Here is a 15725-nt window from a genome sequence, read left to right on the forward strand (position 1 = left end):
GGGGGCCTCGCCGTCGGCGGGGGCGAGCCGGTCCGCACCGGCCGCCGGTGGCCCCGGTGAGCCCGCCGGTCCGACGCCGGAGCGGCCCGTGCCGCCGGTGCCCAGCCGGTCGCCGGACCCGGAGCCCACGCCGGCGCCGCCCGAGCCGTCGGCGCCGCCGGAGCCGACGCCGCCGGAGCCGTCCTCGGCGGCGCCCGAACCGCCTCAGCCGCAGTGGGCACGGCGGGAGCCGGTGCCGGAAGCGGGGGCGCCGGTCTAGGAACTCTTTCCTCTTCTCCGTCGTCCTGCGTGTCCGTCCGCCGTCGCGGCCGGCTCGTCCGGGGATCATGCGCTGACCTGCGGATCGATCCTGCGGCGAGGGTCCGGTTTGCTTTCGGGGGAGGTGGGTGCGTATGGTGGCAGATCGTTTGATCCTATTTGCCCGGCGCCACTGCAGAGCGCGCCGTGTGGCGCGTACTCTCCCTTGCCGTGGTGGACCGCATCGAGGCGGTCATATTGCGAATCGCGAATCACGGAGTTGACGGGCGCGTGCCGAAGAGACTCCGGAAGGTTTCGCATTCGTATGCCCATCGCCAGTACTGATCACGTCGTCGTGCCCGAGAACACCGAGGACGCCGACCCCACCACCTCCACCGCCCCCGAGCTCACCTTCGCCGACCTCGGCCTTCCCGAGGGCGTCGTGCGCAAGCTCGCGCAGAACGGCGTGACCACCCCCTTCCCGATCCAGGCGGCGACCATCCCGGACGCCCTGGCCGGCAAGGACATCCTCGGCCGCGGCCGCACCGGCTCCGGCAAGACCCTCTCCTTCGGTCTGCCGACGCTGGCCACGCTGGCCGGCGGCCGGACCGAGAAGCACAAGCCGCGTGCCGTCATCCTGACGCCGACGCGCGAGCTGGCGATGCAGGTCGCCGACGCGCTCCAGCCGTACGGCGACGTCCTGGGCCTGAAGATGAAGGTCGTCTGCGGCGGCACGTCCATGGGCAACCAGATCTACGCCCTCGAACGCGGCGTCGACATCCTGGTGGCCACGCCGGGCCGGCTGCGCGACATCATCAACCGCGGCGCGTGCTCGCTGGAGAACGTGCAGATCGCGGTTCTCGACGAGGCCGACCAGATGTCCGACCTGGGCTTCCTGCCCGAGGTCACGGAACTGCTGGACCAGGTCCCGGCGGGCGGCCAGCGGATGCTGTTCTCCGCGACGATGGAGAACGAGATCAAGACCCTCGTCGACCGCTACCTGAACGACCCGGTCTCGCACGAGGTCGACGCGGCGCAGGGCGCGGTGACGACCATGTCGCACCACATCCTCGTGGTGAAGCCCAAGGACAAGGCCCCGGTCACGGCGGCCATCGCCTCCCGCAAGGGCCGCACCATCATCTTCGTCCGGACGCAGCTGGGCGCCGACCGCGTCGCCGAGCAGCTTCGGGACGCCGGGGCGAAGGCCGACGCGCTGCACGGCGGCATGACCCAGGGCGCCCGGACCCGGACGCTGGCGGACTTCAAGGACGGGTACGTGAACGTCCTGGTGGCGACGGACGTCGCGGCCCGCGGCATCCACGTCGACGGCATCGACCTCGTGCTGAACGTCGACCCGGCCGGCGACCACAAGGACTACCTGCACCGGGCGGGCCGCACGGCGCGCGCCGGGCGTACGGGCACGGTCGTGTCCCTGGCCCTGCCGCACCAGCGGCGCCAGATCTTCCGGCTGATGGAGGACGCGGGCGTCGACGCGATGCGTCACATCATCCAGGGCGGCGCGGCCTTCGACCCGGAGCTCGCCGAGATCACCGGCGCCCGGTCGATGACCGAGGTGCAGGCCGAGTCCGCGGGCAACGCGGCGCAGCAGGCCGAGCGCGAGGTCGCCCAGCTCACCAAGGAGCTGGAGCGGGCGCAGCGCCGTGCGGCCGAGCTGCGCGACGAGGCGGACCGGCTGCTGGCCCGGGCGGCGCGCGAGCGGGGCGAGGACGCCGAGGCGGTGGTGGCCGAGGCGGTCGCCGTGGTGTCGGCCGAGGCGGAGGTCTCGCTGCCGGAGCAGCCGTCCGCGCGGGACGTCGAGCGGACCGAGCGCGTGGAGCGTGCGGAGGCGCCGACGCCGTACGAGCGGCGTGAGCGCCGGGACGACCGGGACGACCGGGGCGGTTTCCGCCGGGACGACCGCGGTGACCGCGGCGACCGTGGCGGGCGTTCCTTCGAACGCCGGGACGACCGGGGCGGGCGTTCCTTCGACCGCGACCGGGGCGACCGGGGCGGCTTCCGTCGGGACGACCGCGGTGACCGGGGCGGACGTTCCTTCGACCGTGACCGCGGCTTCGAGCGCCGTGACGGCGACCGGGGCGGTTTCCGCCGGGACGACCGGGGCGACCGCGGCGGTTTCCGTCGGGACGACCGGGGCGACCGCGGTGACCGGGGCGGTTTCCGCCGGGACGACCGCGGTGACCGCGGCGACCGTGGCGGGCGTTCCTTCGAGCGCCGTGACGACCGGGGCGGCTTCCACCGCGACCGGGACCGTGACCGCGGCGGTTTCCGCCGGGACGAGCGCGGCGGCCACCGGGGCAGCGACCGCCCCTTCAACCGCGACCGCCAGGGCGACCGCCCGGGCTTCCGCACCGGCGGCCACGACCGTCCGTACGGCCGCCGTGACGACCACCGCGGCGGCGGCTCCTTCGGCCGCCGCGAGGACAAGCCGCGCTGGAAGCGCAACGGCTGACGCGGCCTCACCGTGCCGTTCCCGAGGGCCCGCGCGACACCCGTCGCGCGGGCCCTTCCGCGTTTCCGCGGGGGACACGGCCGGGTCCGGCTCCCCGATACCCGATCGGAGACCCGGCCACATCCCGCTATGCTCGGGGAGGCAACACCGCCTGGGCCCTTAGCTCAATTGGCAGAGCAGTGGACTTTTAATCCATTGGTTGTGGGTTCGAGTCCCACAGGGCCTACGGCCGCGGGGAAGGGGAGACCCCTGTGACCTGCCGTGCGGCGCCCGGTCCGGCTTCGGTCGGCCCGGGCGCCGCTGCGTTCTCCCCTCCCGTGCGAGCCGGCCCGGGGCCGTGCCGCTCCCGTCAGGAGGCGTGCGGCCACTCGTCCGGGTCCGTGCGCGGTGTGCCGACGACCGTGGCGAGGCGGTGGTGGGCCGCGCGGGCGTGGGCCAGGCGGGAGACGACCGTGCCGACGAGGGTGGCGGCGAGCAGGCAGGCGAGCCAGAAGGTGTCGCGGGGGCCGGCCCAGGAGAGGGTGCCCGCGGGCGGGATCGCGAAGCCGTTGAGGAACAGCCAGCACAGGACGGCCGTACCCGGGGCCGCGGTGAACCGGGCGCACACGCCGAGGGCGGCGGCCAGCAGGGACAGGGCGATCAGGGCGAGTCCGGGACGGTCCGTGCCCACGGTCGTGTTGAGCAGCGCCACCAGGACCGGCGCACCGCCGAAGGCGCCGGCCCACACCAGGGGCGTGGCGGCCGGCCGGGGGACCGGTTTCGGTCCGGTACCGAGGGTCACCCACTCGATCATGCTGACGCTTCCCTTCCGGTCTCTCCCGGCGGATTTTCTCACCGCGGCTGCCACGGGCCACGGCTCGGAGGACCGGTCCGGCGGGGGTGCTGGTCAGGCTGGCAGCAGGAGTGGACCGGGCGGAAGCGTCGAATGAGACAGCCGTGCGGTCGGGCGCGGGCGGCCGCCCGTGAGCGGTACGGGCGGCCGCCCGGCCGGTCGGCGCGGTCGGTCGGGGACGGGGACGGCGTCCACGGTCAGCGGGGTGAGCGGGGTGAGCGGGGCGAGCGGTTGCGCGGGTGCCGCTGCCGGTGCGGGTCGATCGGGTCGAGCAGGTGGACGGAGATGCCGCTGACGACCAGGCCCGTCGCGATGAGCAGCCCGTCGGGCAGGACCATGCCCGCGATCAGCAGGGTCAGGCCGATCCCCAGCGCCCACCAGGCGCGTGCCCGGCGGTACTCGCGCGGCGGGGTCGGCCGCCCGTCGGAGAACGAGCGCGTGAAGTGGGGGTCCTCCTTCTGGAGTCGGGTCGCGAGATCGACGAGGCGCTCGTCGTCGGACTGGGGCACGGCTCCTCCTTCCCGACCGGTGGGCAGCCGGGCGACACCGACCGCCGCTTCTGGGGCACCACCGGGCGTCGGTCCCATGGCGCCGGGGGTGGAGAACGAACCGTCGGCCCGCGCACGCGGGCCGACGCACAGGGAGCTTTCCGTACGCTCGCGCCGTCGCCCGCCCGGTACGGCGGTGCGGCGGTGCCGGGTTCACCACCCGTGCCCCCACCGTCGCCCGCCGGCGACGGTTCCGCCATCGGGTCCGACCCCCATCTCCGGGGGGTCCGGGGTGTAGGGGTGCCGGCCCGGCACCCGCCGGCCGTCCGGAAAATGGGGACTGTCACGGATGGCGTACGGCCCGTGCAGCGCTCACGCTGGGTCGTGACGGCCCGCGCCCGCGCCCCCGGACCCGCGGGCTGTCCCGGCCCCGGCACGACGGGAGCCTACGACACGAGCGGCACGGGGCGAGCGGTGAGGAGGTGGTACCGGGTGCCACTGTTCTGGCGTATCTTCCTGCTCAACGCCGTTGTGCTGATCACCGCCACCGCCCTGCTGCTCGGGCCGGTCACCGTCTCCACCCCGGTCCTGCTCACCGAGGCCGCGGTGCTCACCGTGGGCCTGGCCGCCATGCTGGTCGCCAACGCGCTGCTGCTGCGGGTGGGGCTCGCCCCGCTGCAGCGCCTCACCCGCGCCATGAACACCACCGACCTCCTCCGCCCGGGGCAGCGTCCCGCGGTCGCCGGCCGGGGGGAGGTCGCCGAGCTGATCAGCACGTACAACACGATGCTCGACCGGCTGGAGGACGAACGCGCCACGAGCAGTGCGCGCGCCCTGTCCGCGCAGGAGGCGGAGCGCCGCCGCATCGCCCAGGAACTGCACGACGAGGTGGGCCAGAGCCTCACCGCCGTGCTGCTCCAGCTGAAGCGGGTCGCCGACCACGCCCCGCCGGAGCTGCGCGAGGAGCTGAGCCCGGCGCAGGAGATCACCCGGAGCAGCCTGGACGAGGTCCGGCGCATCGCCCGCCGGCTGCGCCCCGGGGTCCTGGACGAACTCGGGCTGATCCCCGCCCTCAAGGCCCTCGCCACCGAGTTCGGCGGCCCCGGCCTCACCGTCCAGCACCGGTTCGGCCCCGATCTGCCCGACCTGGGTCCGGAGGCCGAGCTGGTGATCTACCGGGTGGCCCAGGAAGGGCTCACCAACACCGCACGCCACGCCGGGGCCCGTCGTGCCGGGATCACCCTGCGCCGCGTCCCCACCGGTGTCGAACTCCGTGTCCACGACGACGGCCGCGGCCTCGGTGACGTGGCCGAGGGCGCCGGGATCCGCGGGATGCGGGAGCGCGCCCTGCTCGTCGGCGCCGATCTCACCGTGGGCCCGGCCGACGGCGGAGGCACCGAAGTACGTCTGGCCGTTCCCGTTCCCGTGCGGGGGCCGGCGCCCGTCCGGGTACCGGCCCTCGCGCTCGCAGTCCCCGACCGGAAACACTGAACATGACCGACCCGGCCCCCACCCGCATCCTCCTCGCCGACGACCACGCACTGGTCCGCCGAGGGGTCCGCCTCATCCTCGACGGCGAACCGGACCTGACCGTCGTCGCCGAGGCCGACGACGGTGCCGAAGCCCTCGAACAGGCCCGTGTCCACCGACCCGACCTGGCCATACTCGACATCGCCATGCCCCGGCTGACCGGTCTGCAGGCGGCCCGCGAGCTCTCCCACACCCTGCCGGAGACGCGGATACTCGTCCTGACGATGTACGACAACGAGCAGTTCTTCTTCGAGGCCCTCGGCGCCGGTGCCTCCGGGTACGTCCTCAAGTCCGTCGCCGACCGCGACCTGGTCGAGGCGTGCCGGGCCACCATGCGCGGGGAGCCGTTCCTCTACCCGGGCGCCGTCAACGCCCTCATCCGCAACTACCTCGACCTCGCCCGGGACGGTCGGAACCTGCCCCCGAAGGCCATCACCGACCGGGAGGAGGAGATCCTCAAGCTGGTCGCCGAGGGGAACACCTCGCAGCAGATCGCCGACCTCCTCGTCATCAGCCCGAAGACGGTGGAGCGCCACCGCGCCAACCTGCTCTCCAAACTGGGCCTGAAGGACCGCCTGGAACTCACCCGGTACGCCATCCGCGTGGGCCTGATCGAGCCCTGACGCCCCGTACGGCGCCCCCGGCCCGGGGCCGCCCCGTAACGGCGCAGCCCCCGGCCCGGAACGCCGCCGGGTGCGGTGGCGGCCGGCCTGCGCACGGTCCCCGGCCCGCCGTGCGCCGTACGTCGTGCAGGCTTGTGGTCAGACCTGGCCCGGACGGCTCCGCACGGGCCGGGCCCCCGTCCGCCGTCCTCGCCAGGAGAGTGCGCCGATGCCCCACCCCTACGTCCTGCTGTCCGCCGCCGTCTCCCTGGACGGCTACCTGGACGACACCGGCCCCGAGCGGTTGCTGCTGTCCGGCCCGGCCGACTTCGACCGGGTCGACGAGGTGCGGGCGTCGGTGGACGCGATCCTGGTCGGCGCCGGCACGATCCGCGCCGACAACCCGCGCCTGCTGGTCAACTCGCCCGAGCGGCGGGCCGACCGGGTCGCCCGGGGCCGGTCGGAGTACCCGCTCAAGGTCACCGTCAGCGGCTCCGGCGACCTGGATCCGGCGGCGCGGTTCTGGCACACCGGCGGCGAGAAGGTCCTCTACACGACCGACCGGGGCGCCGAGCGGGCCCACGCCCACGGTCTCGCGGCCGACGTCGTCCCGCTCGGTCCCGAGCTCGACTGGCGCCGGCTCCTGGAGCACCTGCACGCCGTGCGCGGGGTCCGGCGGCTCATGGTCGAGGGCGGCGGCCTGGTCCACACCCAGCTCCTCACCCAGGGCCTCGCCGACGAGCTCCAGCTGGTCCTCGCCCCGCTCTTCGTCGGCGACCCGGACGCCCCCCGCCTCTTCGGCCCCGGCTCCTACCAGGGCGGCCGGCTGCGGCTGCTGGAGACCCGGGCCGTCGGCGACGTCGTCCTGATGCGTTACGAGCCCACCGCTCCCGGCACCGGTGCGCTGCCCTCCGCCGCCGACCACCACTGGCTGGCCCTCGCCTGCGACCTCGCGGAGCGGTGCCCGCCGTCCGGGACGGCGTTCAGCGTGGGCGCGGTGGTGGTCGCGGCCGACGGTACGGAGCTGGCGCGGGGCCACTCCCGGGAGGGCGGGGACCCGGTGGTGCACGCGGAGGAGGCGGCGCTCGCCAAGACCGATCCCACGGACCCCCGGCTCGCGACCGCCACCGTGTACTCCAGCCTGGAGCCCTGCGCCCGGCGCGCGTCCCGGCCGGCGCCCTGCGCCCGGCTGATCCTGGACGCGGGGATACGGCGGGTGGTCACGGCCTGGCGCGAGCCGGACACCTTCGTGCCGGGCGCCGACGGCAGCGGGGTGCTGGTGGACGGGGGCGCCGTCGTCGTCGTCCTGCCGGAGCACGAGGAGCGGGCCCAGGCGCCGAACGGTCACCTGATCGGCCGCTGAGGAGGGGCGGGGAAGAGGGGTGTGCTGCGTGTCCCGCGCATGGCGTACACTGGTGTCATACCGACGCGGGGTGGAGCAGCTCGGTAGCTCGCTGGGCTCATAACCCAGAGGTCGCAGGTTCAAATCCTGTCCCCGCTACTGAAGGCCGAGGGCCGGAATCCGAAAAGGATTCCGGCCCTCGGTGTTTTCCCGTATCCGCACCCCGTCACCGAAGGTGACCGATCCACCCCGCTGCGCATAACGACTGACGAACCGTCAGAAGATCACGGAAGCCTGAAGGAGGGTCAACTCGCCCGTTTTCGCCTGCTCCTGGCGGTTAAGTCCCTGCGGGAATCGTGAATGATCAAGAGGAACGGCTTGGAATCCGGCCCTCACGTCTATTAACGTTCGATAACGCAGCGCGGTCGTCCCAGCCGTCACAGAAGTCGGCTCCGTGCGCACGCGCCGAATCCCGCAAGGGAACCGGGGAACCACCACCATGGGGTGAATCGCGTGGATACCGCCGTGGAAGCACGGTTCGTATACGCGCGTAGGAGACCTTCCTGCTCCGAACCCGTCAGCTAACCCGGTAGGCGGTGGAGGAAGGAAAGGAGTACGCCCACGTGGCGTCCAACCGGCCCGCTCCCGAGGCCCCCTTCATGCCGAGCCAGCGCGACGGCGAAACCTTCGGCTACGGCCGCGTCCGCGACGACGAGGGCCCCTTCGAGGAGTGGAACCCCACCGCGGAGTCCATCCGCCCGGTCCGCGGCCGGCACCGCGTCAGCAAGCAGCGCGGCGGAGGACTCGCCCGCAGCTCCACCGTCCTGGGCGTCGGCGTCATCGCCGCGGTGGGCGCGGGCGGCATGGCCAGCGCCCAGACCGGCAAGCCGCCGGTCTCGATCTCCGTGCCCGACCTCCCCAACGTGGGTTCCCTCATCTCCGACGAGGAAGAGCCCGCCGGTTCCGCCACTCCGCTCAGCACCATCGGCATGACCGCCGCCGACACCGAGCAGGGCACCGCCGACGCCGGTGAGGCACTGCGCGCCCGGATCATGGCGCAGGTCGAGCAGCAGCAGGACCAGGCCGAGAGCAAGGCCGCGGCCGAGGCCCTCGCCGCCGCCGAGAAGGAGGCCGCCGAGGCCGCCGCCAAGGCGGAGAAGGAGGCCAAGGCCGAGGCCGCCGCCGCGAAGAAGAAGGCGGAGGAGGAGGCCCGGGAGAAGGCCGAGGCCGAGCGCCTCGCCGCGCTCGCCAAGCAGTACGCGCTGCCGACCTCCTCGTACACCCTCAGCTCGACCTTCGGTCAGGCCGGCGCCTACTGGTCCTCCGGCTACCACACCGGCCTCGACTTCGCCGCCCCCTCGGGCACGCTGATCAAGGCGGTCCACACCGGCACGATCACCTTCGCCGGCTGGGACGGCTCCTACGGCTACAAGACCGTGCTGACCCTCGACGACGGCACCGAGATCTGGTACGCCCACCAGTCCTCGATCAACGTCAGCGTCGGCCAGCAGGTCAACACCGGCGACGTGATCGGCCGCGTCGGCTCCACCGGCAACTCCACCGGGGCCCACCTCCACCTGGAGGTCCACTCCGGCGGCTCCTCCGCGGGCATCGACCCGCTGGCGTGGCTGCGCAGCAAGGGCCTCAACCCCTAGGAACCACACCTCCCCGCACCCCGGCAGTCCCGACGGCGACCCCCCGACGTCAGGGCTGCCGGTCGCGTTCGCGGCCCCACCCGCGCACGGTGCCGACGGCCCGCGCGTCCCGCGGCCCGCCGCCCGGCGGCTCAGGACCGGTAAGGGTTCGGCGGGTACGCGGAGTACGGATGCGCCTGCGGCGGTGGCCCGTGCCCGTGGCTCCCCCGCATCCCCTGAGCCCCCTGGAACCCGTAGGGGCCATGGACTCCGTGGGGCCCGTGGCCCCCGTACACCGGCCACGGCGCGAAGGCGACCGGGACCGGTGGCGCGGTGGTGCGGGCCGCGTGGTCCAGCGCCGGACGGGCCGCCTCCCGGCGGTGCCACAGCTCTCCCAGCAGTTCCCGCTCCCGTACGGTGAAGTCCGGCCCCGCCCGGCCGAGCCGCCCCCGGTGCCGCAGGAACGCCAGTGAGGTCGCGTACGCCTCGTACTGCGCCACCGCCCGTGCCGCGGCCCTCCCCCCGTGCCGGCGCGCGTACCGCCGGGCGACGCGCCGGGCGCGCATCGAGCCCAGGGCGAACGGCTCCGCCGGCCTCAGCCAGCCGGCCACGGCGTACGCGGGCAGCTCCGCCCGAACCGTCCGCAGTTCGCGCTGCCGCGTCCACACCACCAGCCAGGTCAGCACGCCGAACGCCGGCACCATGATCGCCAGGTACACGACGAAGAACCCGTAGTCGCCCAGCGTCGAGGACCCGTTCCACAGCGCGTGCATGCCCATCGCGAGCAGCAGCCCGCACAGCGGCAGCAGCACCCGGCGGACCCGCTGCCGCTGTGCGGAGAGCGCGGAGATCCCGAACCCGATGCCGGTGAGCACGGTGAACAGCGGGTGCGCGAACGGCGACATGACGATGCGGACGAAGAAGGTCGCCGCGGTGACCGAGGCGAAGCCGCTGTCACCGGTCAGCCGGTCGGTGCCGAAGGCGGTGCCGAGGTAGAGGATGTTCTCGGTGAACGCGAACCCGGTGGCGGTGACCCCGGCTATCACCACGCCGTCGAGGAGCCCGGTGAAGTCGCGTCTGCGGAAGAGGAAGACCAGCAGCACGGCGGCGGCCTTGACGGTCTCCTCCACGACGGGCGCTATGACGGTCGCGCCGAGCGTGTCCGCGCTCGACGGGTCGGCCGTGGCCGTCGCTATCCACTGCGTGGCGAAGCTGTTGGCCACGATCGCCATGAGCGCCGCCGCACAGGCTCCCCAGGCGAAGGAGAACAGCAGGTTCTGCCAGGGGCCCGGTTCCACCCGGTCCAGCCACCGGAAGGCGGCCAGGAGCAGCGGTACGGGAAGCACCGCGAGCCCCAGCCCGACCAGGAACCCTTCCGTGCCGGTCTGCTCGCGCACCAGCGCGAGGATGACCAGCCCCGACAGCGCGAGCAGGGCGACCAGCGCTCCGTAGCGCACCCAGGGCCGCTGCCACCAGTGCGCGTGCCGGAGCGCACCGTCGGGTCGCGGGGGCACGCCGGGCTGGGGCACCGCTCCGGGACACCCCGGACGGGGAGGGCTGCTGGCCACGGAAGGGACCCTAACGGGACGGGGCGCCGGCCGCAGGAGCGCGCGGCGGGCTCAGGCGCCGGTGGAGGGCTGGGCGGGCTGGTCTGTTCCGGGTCGGTCGTCGTGCTGTACGCGACGGAAGAGCAGGTCGTTCACGACATGACCCTTGTCCAGTCCCTGTCCCTCGAAACGGGTCAGCGGCCGGAACGCGGGACGCGGCGCGAAACCGCCGTCGGCCCGGGTGTTCGCGAAGGCGGGGTGCGCGGTCAGCACCTCGAGCATCTGCTCGGCGTACGGCTCCCAGTCGGTGGCGCAGTGCAGCACCGCGCCCGGCTTGAGGCGGGTCGCCGCCAGGGAGAGGAACGCGGGCTGGATCAGCCGCCGCTTGTGGTGCCGCTTCTTGGGCCACGGGTCGGGGAAGTAGACGCGCAGTCCGTCGAGGGAGTCGGGGGCGAGCATCTCGCGCAGGAGGATGATCGCGTCGCCGTTGCCGACGCGGACGTTGGTCAGGCCCCGCTGGTCGGCCAGGTTCAGGAGGTTGCCCTGGCCGGGGGTGTGGACGTCGACGGCGAGGATGTTGGTGGCCGGGTCGGCGGCGGCCATCTGCGCGGTGGCCTCGCCCATGCCGAAGCCGATCTCCAGGACGACCGGGTTGCCGTTGCCGAAGAACTCCGCGAGGTCGAGCCGGTGCCGGCCGTCGATGTCGAAGCCCCAGAGGGGCCACAGCCGCTGCAGCGCGTCCGCCTGCCCGGCGGTCACCCGGCTGCGGCGCGGCTGGAAGCTCCGGATGCGCCGCTCGAAGTGCGATCCGGCGGGATCGGCCTTCGGGCCGTCCGGGAACCGCGGCTCCCCCTTGGCCCGGGTACGGCGGATCGACACACCGGGCGCGTGCGCGGGGTGCGGGGCTTCGGGGGTGTTCACGACGTCAGACACAGTGCTGTCGATTTTACGGGGGCGGCGGACGGCCGCCGCGCCCGTCACCGCCCCGGCTCCGCCGGCTCGCGCGGAGCGCCGTGCGACGGCCGTGGCCCTCGCGCGCCGGGGCCGGTCCCCCGTCGGGGCCGGCCTGGACGCCGCCGGTGCCGCGCGTGAGGCCGATGCGGCGCGTGAGTGGGGACGGCCCCGTCGCGTACGCGCCGCCGTCACACCCACCGGGTGCCGTGCCGGGACGGGGGTCAGCCGGCCGGGGCCATCAGCAGCGGACGGGCGCGCTCGCGCAGCTCGACCACACGGGGTTCGTCGCCGTAGGGCTCCAGACGGTGCAGGAGGTCCTTGACGTACTCGGTGGTGCGGGCCGACGAGATGCGGCCCGCCACCTCCACCGCGCGGACGCCCTGCTCGCAGGCCGCGTCCAGGTTGCCCGACTCCAGTTCGGCGACCGCCGAGACGACCAGCCGCAGGCCGTGCGAGCGCACGAACTCCTCCGTCGGCTTCGACAGCGCCTGCTCGGTGAAGCGGCGGACCTGGCGGGGCGCCTTGAGGTCGCGGTAGCACTCCGCGGCGTCGGCGGCGAACCGGTCGTAGCCGTAGAAGCCGAGCCAGGTCGGGTCGCTGTCGCCGGGGCGGGAACGCTCCAGCCAGCCCTCCGCCGCCTTCAGGGCGGTGCCGGCGGCCTGGGCGTCCCCGGCGCGTGCGTGCGCGCGTGCCTCGACGAGGCGGAAGAAGCTCATGGTGCGCGCGGTGGCCAGCCCCCGGTTGCGCTCCAGCGCGGCCTGGGCGAGGTCGACGCCCTCGTCGCCGAAGCCGCGGTAGGTCGCCTGGAGGGACATGGACGCCAGGACGTAACCCCCCAGCGGCACGTCCGCCGCGGCGCGGGCCAGGCGCAGCGCCTGGATGTAGTAGCGCTGGGCGGCCTCCTGCTGGCCGGTGTCGAAGGCCATCCAGCCCGCGAGGCGGGTGAGTTCGGCGGCGGCGCCGAAGAGCGAGCGGCCGACGTCGTCGGAGTAGGAGCCGAGCAGCAGCGGGGCCGCCTCGACCCTCAGGCATTCGGGGACCATCGACGAACGCCAGTCGCCGCCGCCGTACTTGGAGTCCCAGCGGCGGGCGTCCTCGGCGGCCTCCCGCAGTTTCCGCACATCGCTGTGGCCGACTTTGATCGGTGCGCCGGGACCCTCGGACGGGTTCACCTCGCGCGCCACCGAGCTGTCGGCCGGGGTTATCAGCCATCGTGAGGCGGGCGTGGCGTACGCGCTGACCGCGAAGGAGCCGGCCAGGGACTGCCAGATGCCGCCGGCCCCCGCTCTGCGGCCGGCGAGGTCCAGCCGGTACAGCTCCGTCGCGGACTTCACCGCCTGCCCGACGTCCCGGGGGAAGGCGAGGCCCACCTCGGGCGCGGGATCCGCGTCCGCCAGGCCGATCTCGTGCAGCGGCACCGGGCGGCCCAGCTTCTGGCCGATGGCGGCGGCGATCAGGTGCGGGGCGGCGCCCTGCGGCACCATGCCCTTCGACACCCAGCGCGCCACCGACGTCTTGTCGTAGCGAAGCGTCAGTCCCCGTTGCGCGCCGAGGTCGTTGACGCGTCGTGCGAGGCCCGCGTTGGAGATTCCCGCGAGGGCGAGAACGGCGCCGAGCTTTTCGTTCGGCCCGCGTTGCTCCCTGGACATGCGCCACCCCTCGACACAGACGGCTGCCGTTCTGGCATAACCACGCGGCATTCGTAAACCCAGCGTAGTTCGCCGCATCCCAAGCGTTAAGGGGCATTCTTCCGGATGGCGGGATTGTGGTCCGTACTGAAGTACGGGCCCGATACGCGCAGTTGCGGCGTGCTCCCGGTGTGTGGCCGTGCGCCCGTACGTGCGCTCTTCTCCGGCCATCACGGGAGCGATTCCATGGTCCGTGCGTGGGTCGGCCCGCTGTACTGGATCCAGCGGGCTGGGGGACACCGCCGCCTTCATCCCCGCGGGCGGCGGAACGGTCCGGGAGGCGTGCGGCGCCTCCCGGACTGCGCGACCGTCCAGCGGTGCGCAGAGCATGTACGGAGCGTGTTCGGGACGTTGGCCGCCGCTCCGATTTGACCGAAAATCGATCCCCGCTGTTCCCGGGATATCCCCGTGTCTACCACGGCAGTTGAGGGCGCGTTGGTGGTTCTGGGGGCGCGTTGAGGGGGCGCATTCGCGTCGTCGCGGTGGGGACGGCTGTACGGCGACGCTCGGCGATCTTCCGGCGACGGGTGGGGTGTTCGTCCCGGGGTGGTGTATCCGCCGGGGCGCATGGGACGGAGCACACACGGCTCCGGCACGCCTCCCGAGCGCCTCCTTCATGGCAGCATGGGGAACCGGTTCATGCGGTGCACTGGTTGTCCACAGCCTGCGGAGGCGTCGATGCGGTGGTTGGTGGGATGGAGCAGCACCGCCGCGGGAGCCGTGGGGTTCGGCTCCGCCGGCGCCACCGGGGACGACGGCGAGGCCCTGCAGCCCGTGGGCTCCCAGCTGTTGTGGGGCGGCCCCGACCCGCTGTGGGCGGTCGGCGACTGGCGTCCCGACGAGGTGCGTGTGGTCACGTCCGACGCCCAGACCCGGATCGCCGTCCTCGGCACCTGCGGCGCCTCCGACGAGCAGCTGCGCGTCGCGCTGTTCGCCGCGCGCGGGGGAGCCCTGCGACACCTCACCGCCTGGCCGGGCAGCTACACCGCCGTCGTGCAGGTGGGCCGGCGGGTCACCGTCTGCGGTGATCTCGCGGGCGCCCGACCGGTGTTCCACACCCCCTGGGCGGGCGGCACGGCGTACGCGACCGCCGCGCTGCCGCTCGCCGACCTCGTCGAGGCCAACCTCGACTTCGGGCACCTCGCCGCGCTGCTCGCCGTGCCGGACGTACCGGCCGCGCTGCACGACTCGACCCCGTACGACGGCGTGAAGCGCGTTCCGCCGGGACACGCGCTGATCCTGCGCGCGGGGGCGCGCGAGGTCGCCGGGTACGAGCCCGTCGCCTCGCTCGCGGTCGCGGCACCCCCCGCGGACCCCGACCGGGCGGTGGAGGCGGTGGGGGACGCGCTGGTCGAGGCCGTGCGGACGCGGCTGGCCGCGCCCCGGCACGTACCGGGCGCGGGCATCGACCCCGGACCCGTTCCGGGGATGGGGCCCGCCGAGCGGCGCGCGGCGCGCGGGACGCCGGTACCGGGGATCGGGGCCGACCTGTCCGGAGGGCCGGCGTCCGGGACGCTGGCGCTGCTGGCGGCGGGGCTGCCCGGGATGCCGGGGACCGTGCTGGGGCACGGCACCGGGGCCGGGGAGCGGCTGCTGGCCGTCACCTTCAACGACCTCGCGGCGGCGGGCGGCGCGGACGGCGGGCGCGACGACGACGAGCTGGAGCGGGCCGGGGCGCTGGCCGCGAACCCCCGGCTGCACCACGTGGTGGTCGCGGGCGGGGAGGAGACCCTCCCCTACGCCGACCTGGACGGCCCGCTGACCGACGAGCCGGGACCCTCGCTGGTGTCGGCCGCGCGGCACCGGGCGCGGCTGGCGGCGGGCAGCGCGGACCACTTCACGGGGTACGGGGCGCGGCAGGTGCTGGACGCGCATCCGGCGCGGCTCGCCGACCTGCTGATGGACCGCAAGCGGCGGCACCTCGTGCGGCCGGTCGCCGCGCTGGCCAAGGCGGACGGATCCGTGATGGTCCCGGCCCGCGTGTACGCGGCGGCCCGCCGGCTGGCGCGCACGCCCTACCGGACGGGGCTGGAGGGCCTCGCGGAGCAACTGCTGCGCCGACGGCTGGACGAGGACGGCCCCGGAGGCGCGGGGGACGCCTCGCTGGCCGCGCTGACCTGGGGGAGACCCGGGCCCGCGGCGCGCTGGCTGACCGGTGAGGCGCTGGCTGAAGTATCGGTTCGCCTGCAGGCGTCGACGCGGCGGTCCGACGTGGGACCGGGGCAGCGGCCCGGTGACTTCCGGGCGCGGGCGGCGCTGGCCCGGTACGCGGCGGACCTGCGGGTGCTGGAGCAGGCCGCCGAGATCCGGTCCCAGCGGTTGCACGCGCCGTTCCTGGACAACCAGGTCGTGCGGGCGTGCCGGGAGCTGCCGGAGGCCCTGCGGGTGCGGCCGGGGGCGC

At 74.3% G+C, this 15725-nt stretch carries 11 protein-coding genes, 2 tRNA genes and 1 riboswitch; of the genes, 8 read left to right on the forward strand and 5 right to left on the reverse strand.

All coding sequences use genetic code 11. From position 1 onward, the window contains the following. Positions 1 to 562: 562 nt before the first annotated feature. Together B7L92_RS33835 and B7L92_RS33840 are read left to right on the forward strand one after the other, a co-directional pair. Positions 563 to 2707, forward strand: coding sequence for a DEAD/DEAH box helicase (locus B7L92_RS33835; protein ID WP_081241079.1), 2145 nt, complete (start codon positions 563 to 565; stop codon positions 2705 to 2707). Positions 2708 to 2860: 153 nt separating this feature from the next. Further along, a tRNA-Lys gene (locus B7L92_RS33840) sits at positions 2861 to 2933 on the forward strand. A 123-nt stretch (positions 2934 to 3056) separates the two neighbouring features. Here B7L92_RS33840 and B7L92_RS33845 read toward each other — a convergent pair. Then, positions 3057 to 3500, reverse strand: a complete 444-nt coding sequence (locus tag B7L92_RS33845; protein ID WP_081241080.1) for a hypothetical protein — start codon at positions 3498 to 3500, stop codon at positions 3057 to 3059. Positions 3501 to 3736: 236 nt separating this feature from the next. Then, a complete protein-coding gene (locus B7L92_RS33850) occupies positions 3737 to 4048 on the reverse strand; it encodes a DUF3040 domain-containing protein (RefSeq protein WP_081241081.1) in 312 nt (103 codons plus the stop codon). Between the two features lie 471 nt (positions 4049 to 4519). On the opposite strand from B7L92_RS33850, the gene B7L92_RS33855 reads away from it, so the two are divergent. The 5 genes from B7L92_RS33855 (at position 4520) to B7L92_RS33875 (ending at position 9156) form a co-directional block, all read left to right on the forward strand. Then, positions 4520 to 5518, forward strand: coding sequence for a HAMP domain-containing sensor histidine kinase (locus tag B7L92_RS33855; protein ID WP_081241082.1), 999 nt, complete (start codon positions 4520 to 4522; stop codon positions 5516 to 5518). 2 nt (positions 5519 to 5520) lie between these two features. Beyond that, the gene (locus B7L92_RS33860; RefSeq protein WP_004986301.1) at positions 5521 to 6180 is read left to right on the forward strand and encodes a response regulator; all 660 of its coding nucleotides are present in this window, start codon (positions 5521 to 5523) and stop codon (positions 6178 to 6180) included. A gap of 208 nt (positions 6181 to 6388) precedes the next feature. Next, the gene (locus B7L92_RS33865; protein ID WP_081241083.1) at positions 6389 to 7522 is read left to right on the forward strand and encodes a dihydrofolate reductase family protein; all 1134 of its coding nucleotides are present in this window, start codon (positions 6389 to 6391) and stop codon (positions 7520 to 7522) included. A 64-nt stretch (positions 7523 to 7586) separates the two neighbouring features. After that, positions 7587 to 7660 (forward strand) — tRNA-Met (locus tag B7L92_RS33870). A gap of 294 nt (positions 7661 to 7954) precedes the next feature. Further along, a riboswitch (cyclic di-AMP (ydaO/yuaA leader) is annotated at positions 7955 to 8112 on the forward strand. Between the two features lie 12 nt (positions 8113 to 8124). Beyond that, positions 8125 to 9156, forward strand: a complete 1032-nt coding sequence (locus B7L92_RS33875; RefSeq protein WP_081241084.1) for a M23 family metallopeptidase — start codon at positions 8125 to 8127, stop codon at positions 9154 to 9156. A 131-nt stretch (positions 9157 to 9287) separates the two neighbouring features. Here B7L92_RS33875 and B7L92_RS33880 read toward each other — a convergent pair whose 3' ends face one another. The 3 genes from B7L92_RS33880 to B7L92_RS33890 all read right to left on the reverse strand — a co-directional run bounded on the left by B7L92_RS33880 (position 9288) and on the right by B7L92_RS33890 (position 13285). Continuing rightward, positions 9288 to 10664, reverse strand: coding sequence for a PrsW family intramembrane metalloprotease (locus B7L92_RS33880; protein WP_081241085.1), 1377 nt, complete (start codon positions 10662 to 10664; stop codon positions 9288 to 9290). Between the two features lie 90 nt (positions 10665 to 10754). Beyond that, positions 10755 to 11615 carry a tRNA (guanosine(46)-N7)-methyltransferase TrmB gene (gene trmB, locus B7L92_RS33885; protein WP_174704061.1) on the reverse strand — a complete coding sequence of 287 codons (861 nt, stop codon included), beginning with the start codon at positions 11613 to 11615 and terminating at the stop codon, positions 10755 to 10757. Positions 11616 to 11857: 242 nt separating this feature from the next. Continuing rightward, the gene (locus B7L92_RS33890) at positions 11858 to 13285 is read right to left on the reverse strand and encodes an NsdA family TPR-like regulatory protein (RefSeq protein WP_004986307.1); all 1428 of its coding nucleotides are present in this window, start codon (positions 13283 to 13285) and stop codon (positions 11858 to 11860) included. 717 nt (positions 13286 to 14002) lie between these two features. On the opposite strand from B7L92_RS33890, the gene B7L92_RS33895 reads away from it, so the two are divergent. After that, positions 14003 to 15725: asparagine synthase-related protein (locus tag B7L92_RS33895; protein WP_081241087.1), on the forward strand; the 1723-nt coding region annotated here is incomplete at its 3' end.

Origin of the sequence: Streptomyces viridosporus, assembly GCF_002078235.1 — a bacterium.
GTDB classification, from domain to species: domain Bacteria; phylum Actinomycetota; class Actinomycetes; order Streptomycetales; family Streptomycetaceae; genus Streptomyces; species Streptomyces viridosporus.

Bases quoted from the DNA above. Each gene is read 5' to 3' on its own strand.
- B7L92_RS33860 (WP_004986301.1), top strand. From the start codon at position 5,521: ATGACCGACCCGGCCCCCACCCGCATCCTCCTCGCCGACGACCACGCA.
- B7L92_RS33865 (WP_081241083.1), top strand. From the start codon at position 6,389: ATGCCCCACCCCTACGTCCTGCTGTCCGCCGCCGTCTCCCTGGACGGC.
- B7L92_RS33845 (WP_081241080.1), bottom strand. From the start codon at position 3,500: ATGATCGAGTGGGTGACCCTCGGTACCGGACCGAAACCGGTCCCCCGG.
- B7L92_RS33890 (WP_004986307.1), bottom strand. From the start codon at position 13,285: ATGTCCAGGGAGCAACGCGGGCCGAACGAAAAGCTCGGCGCCGTTCTC.
- B7L92_RS33835 (WP_081241079.1), top strand. From the start codon at position 563: ATGCCCATCGCCAGTACTGATCACGTCGTCGTGCCCGAGAACACCGAG.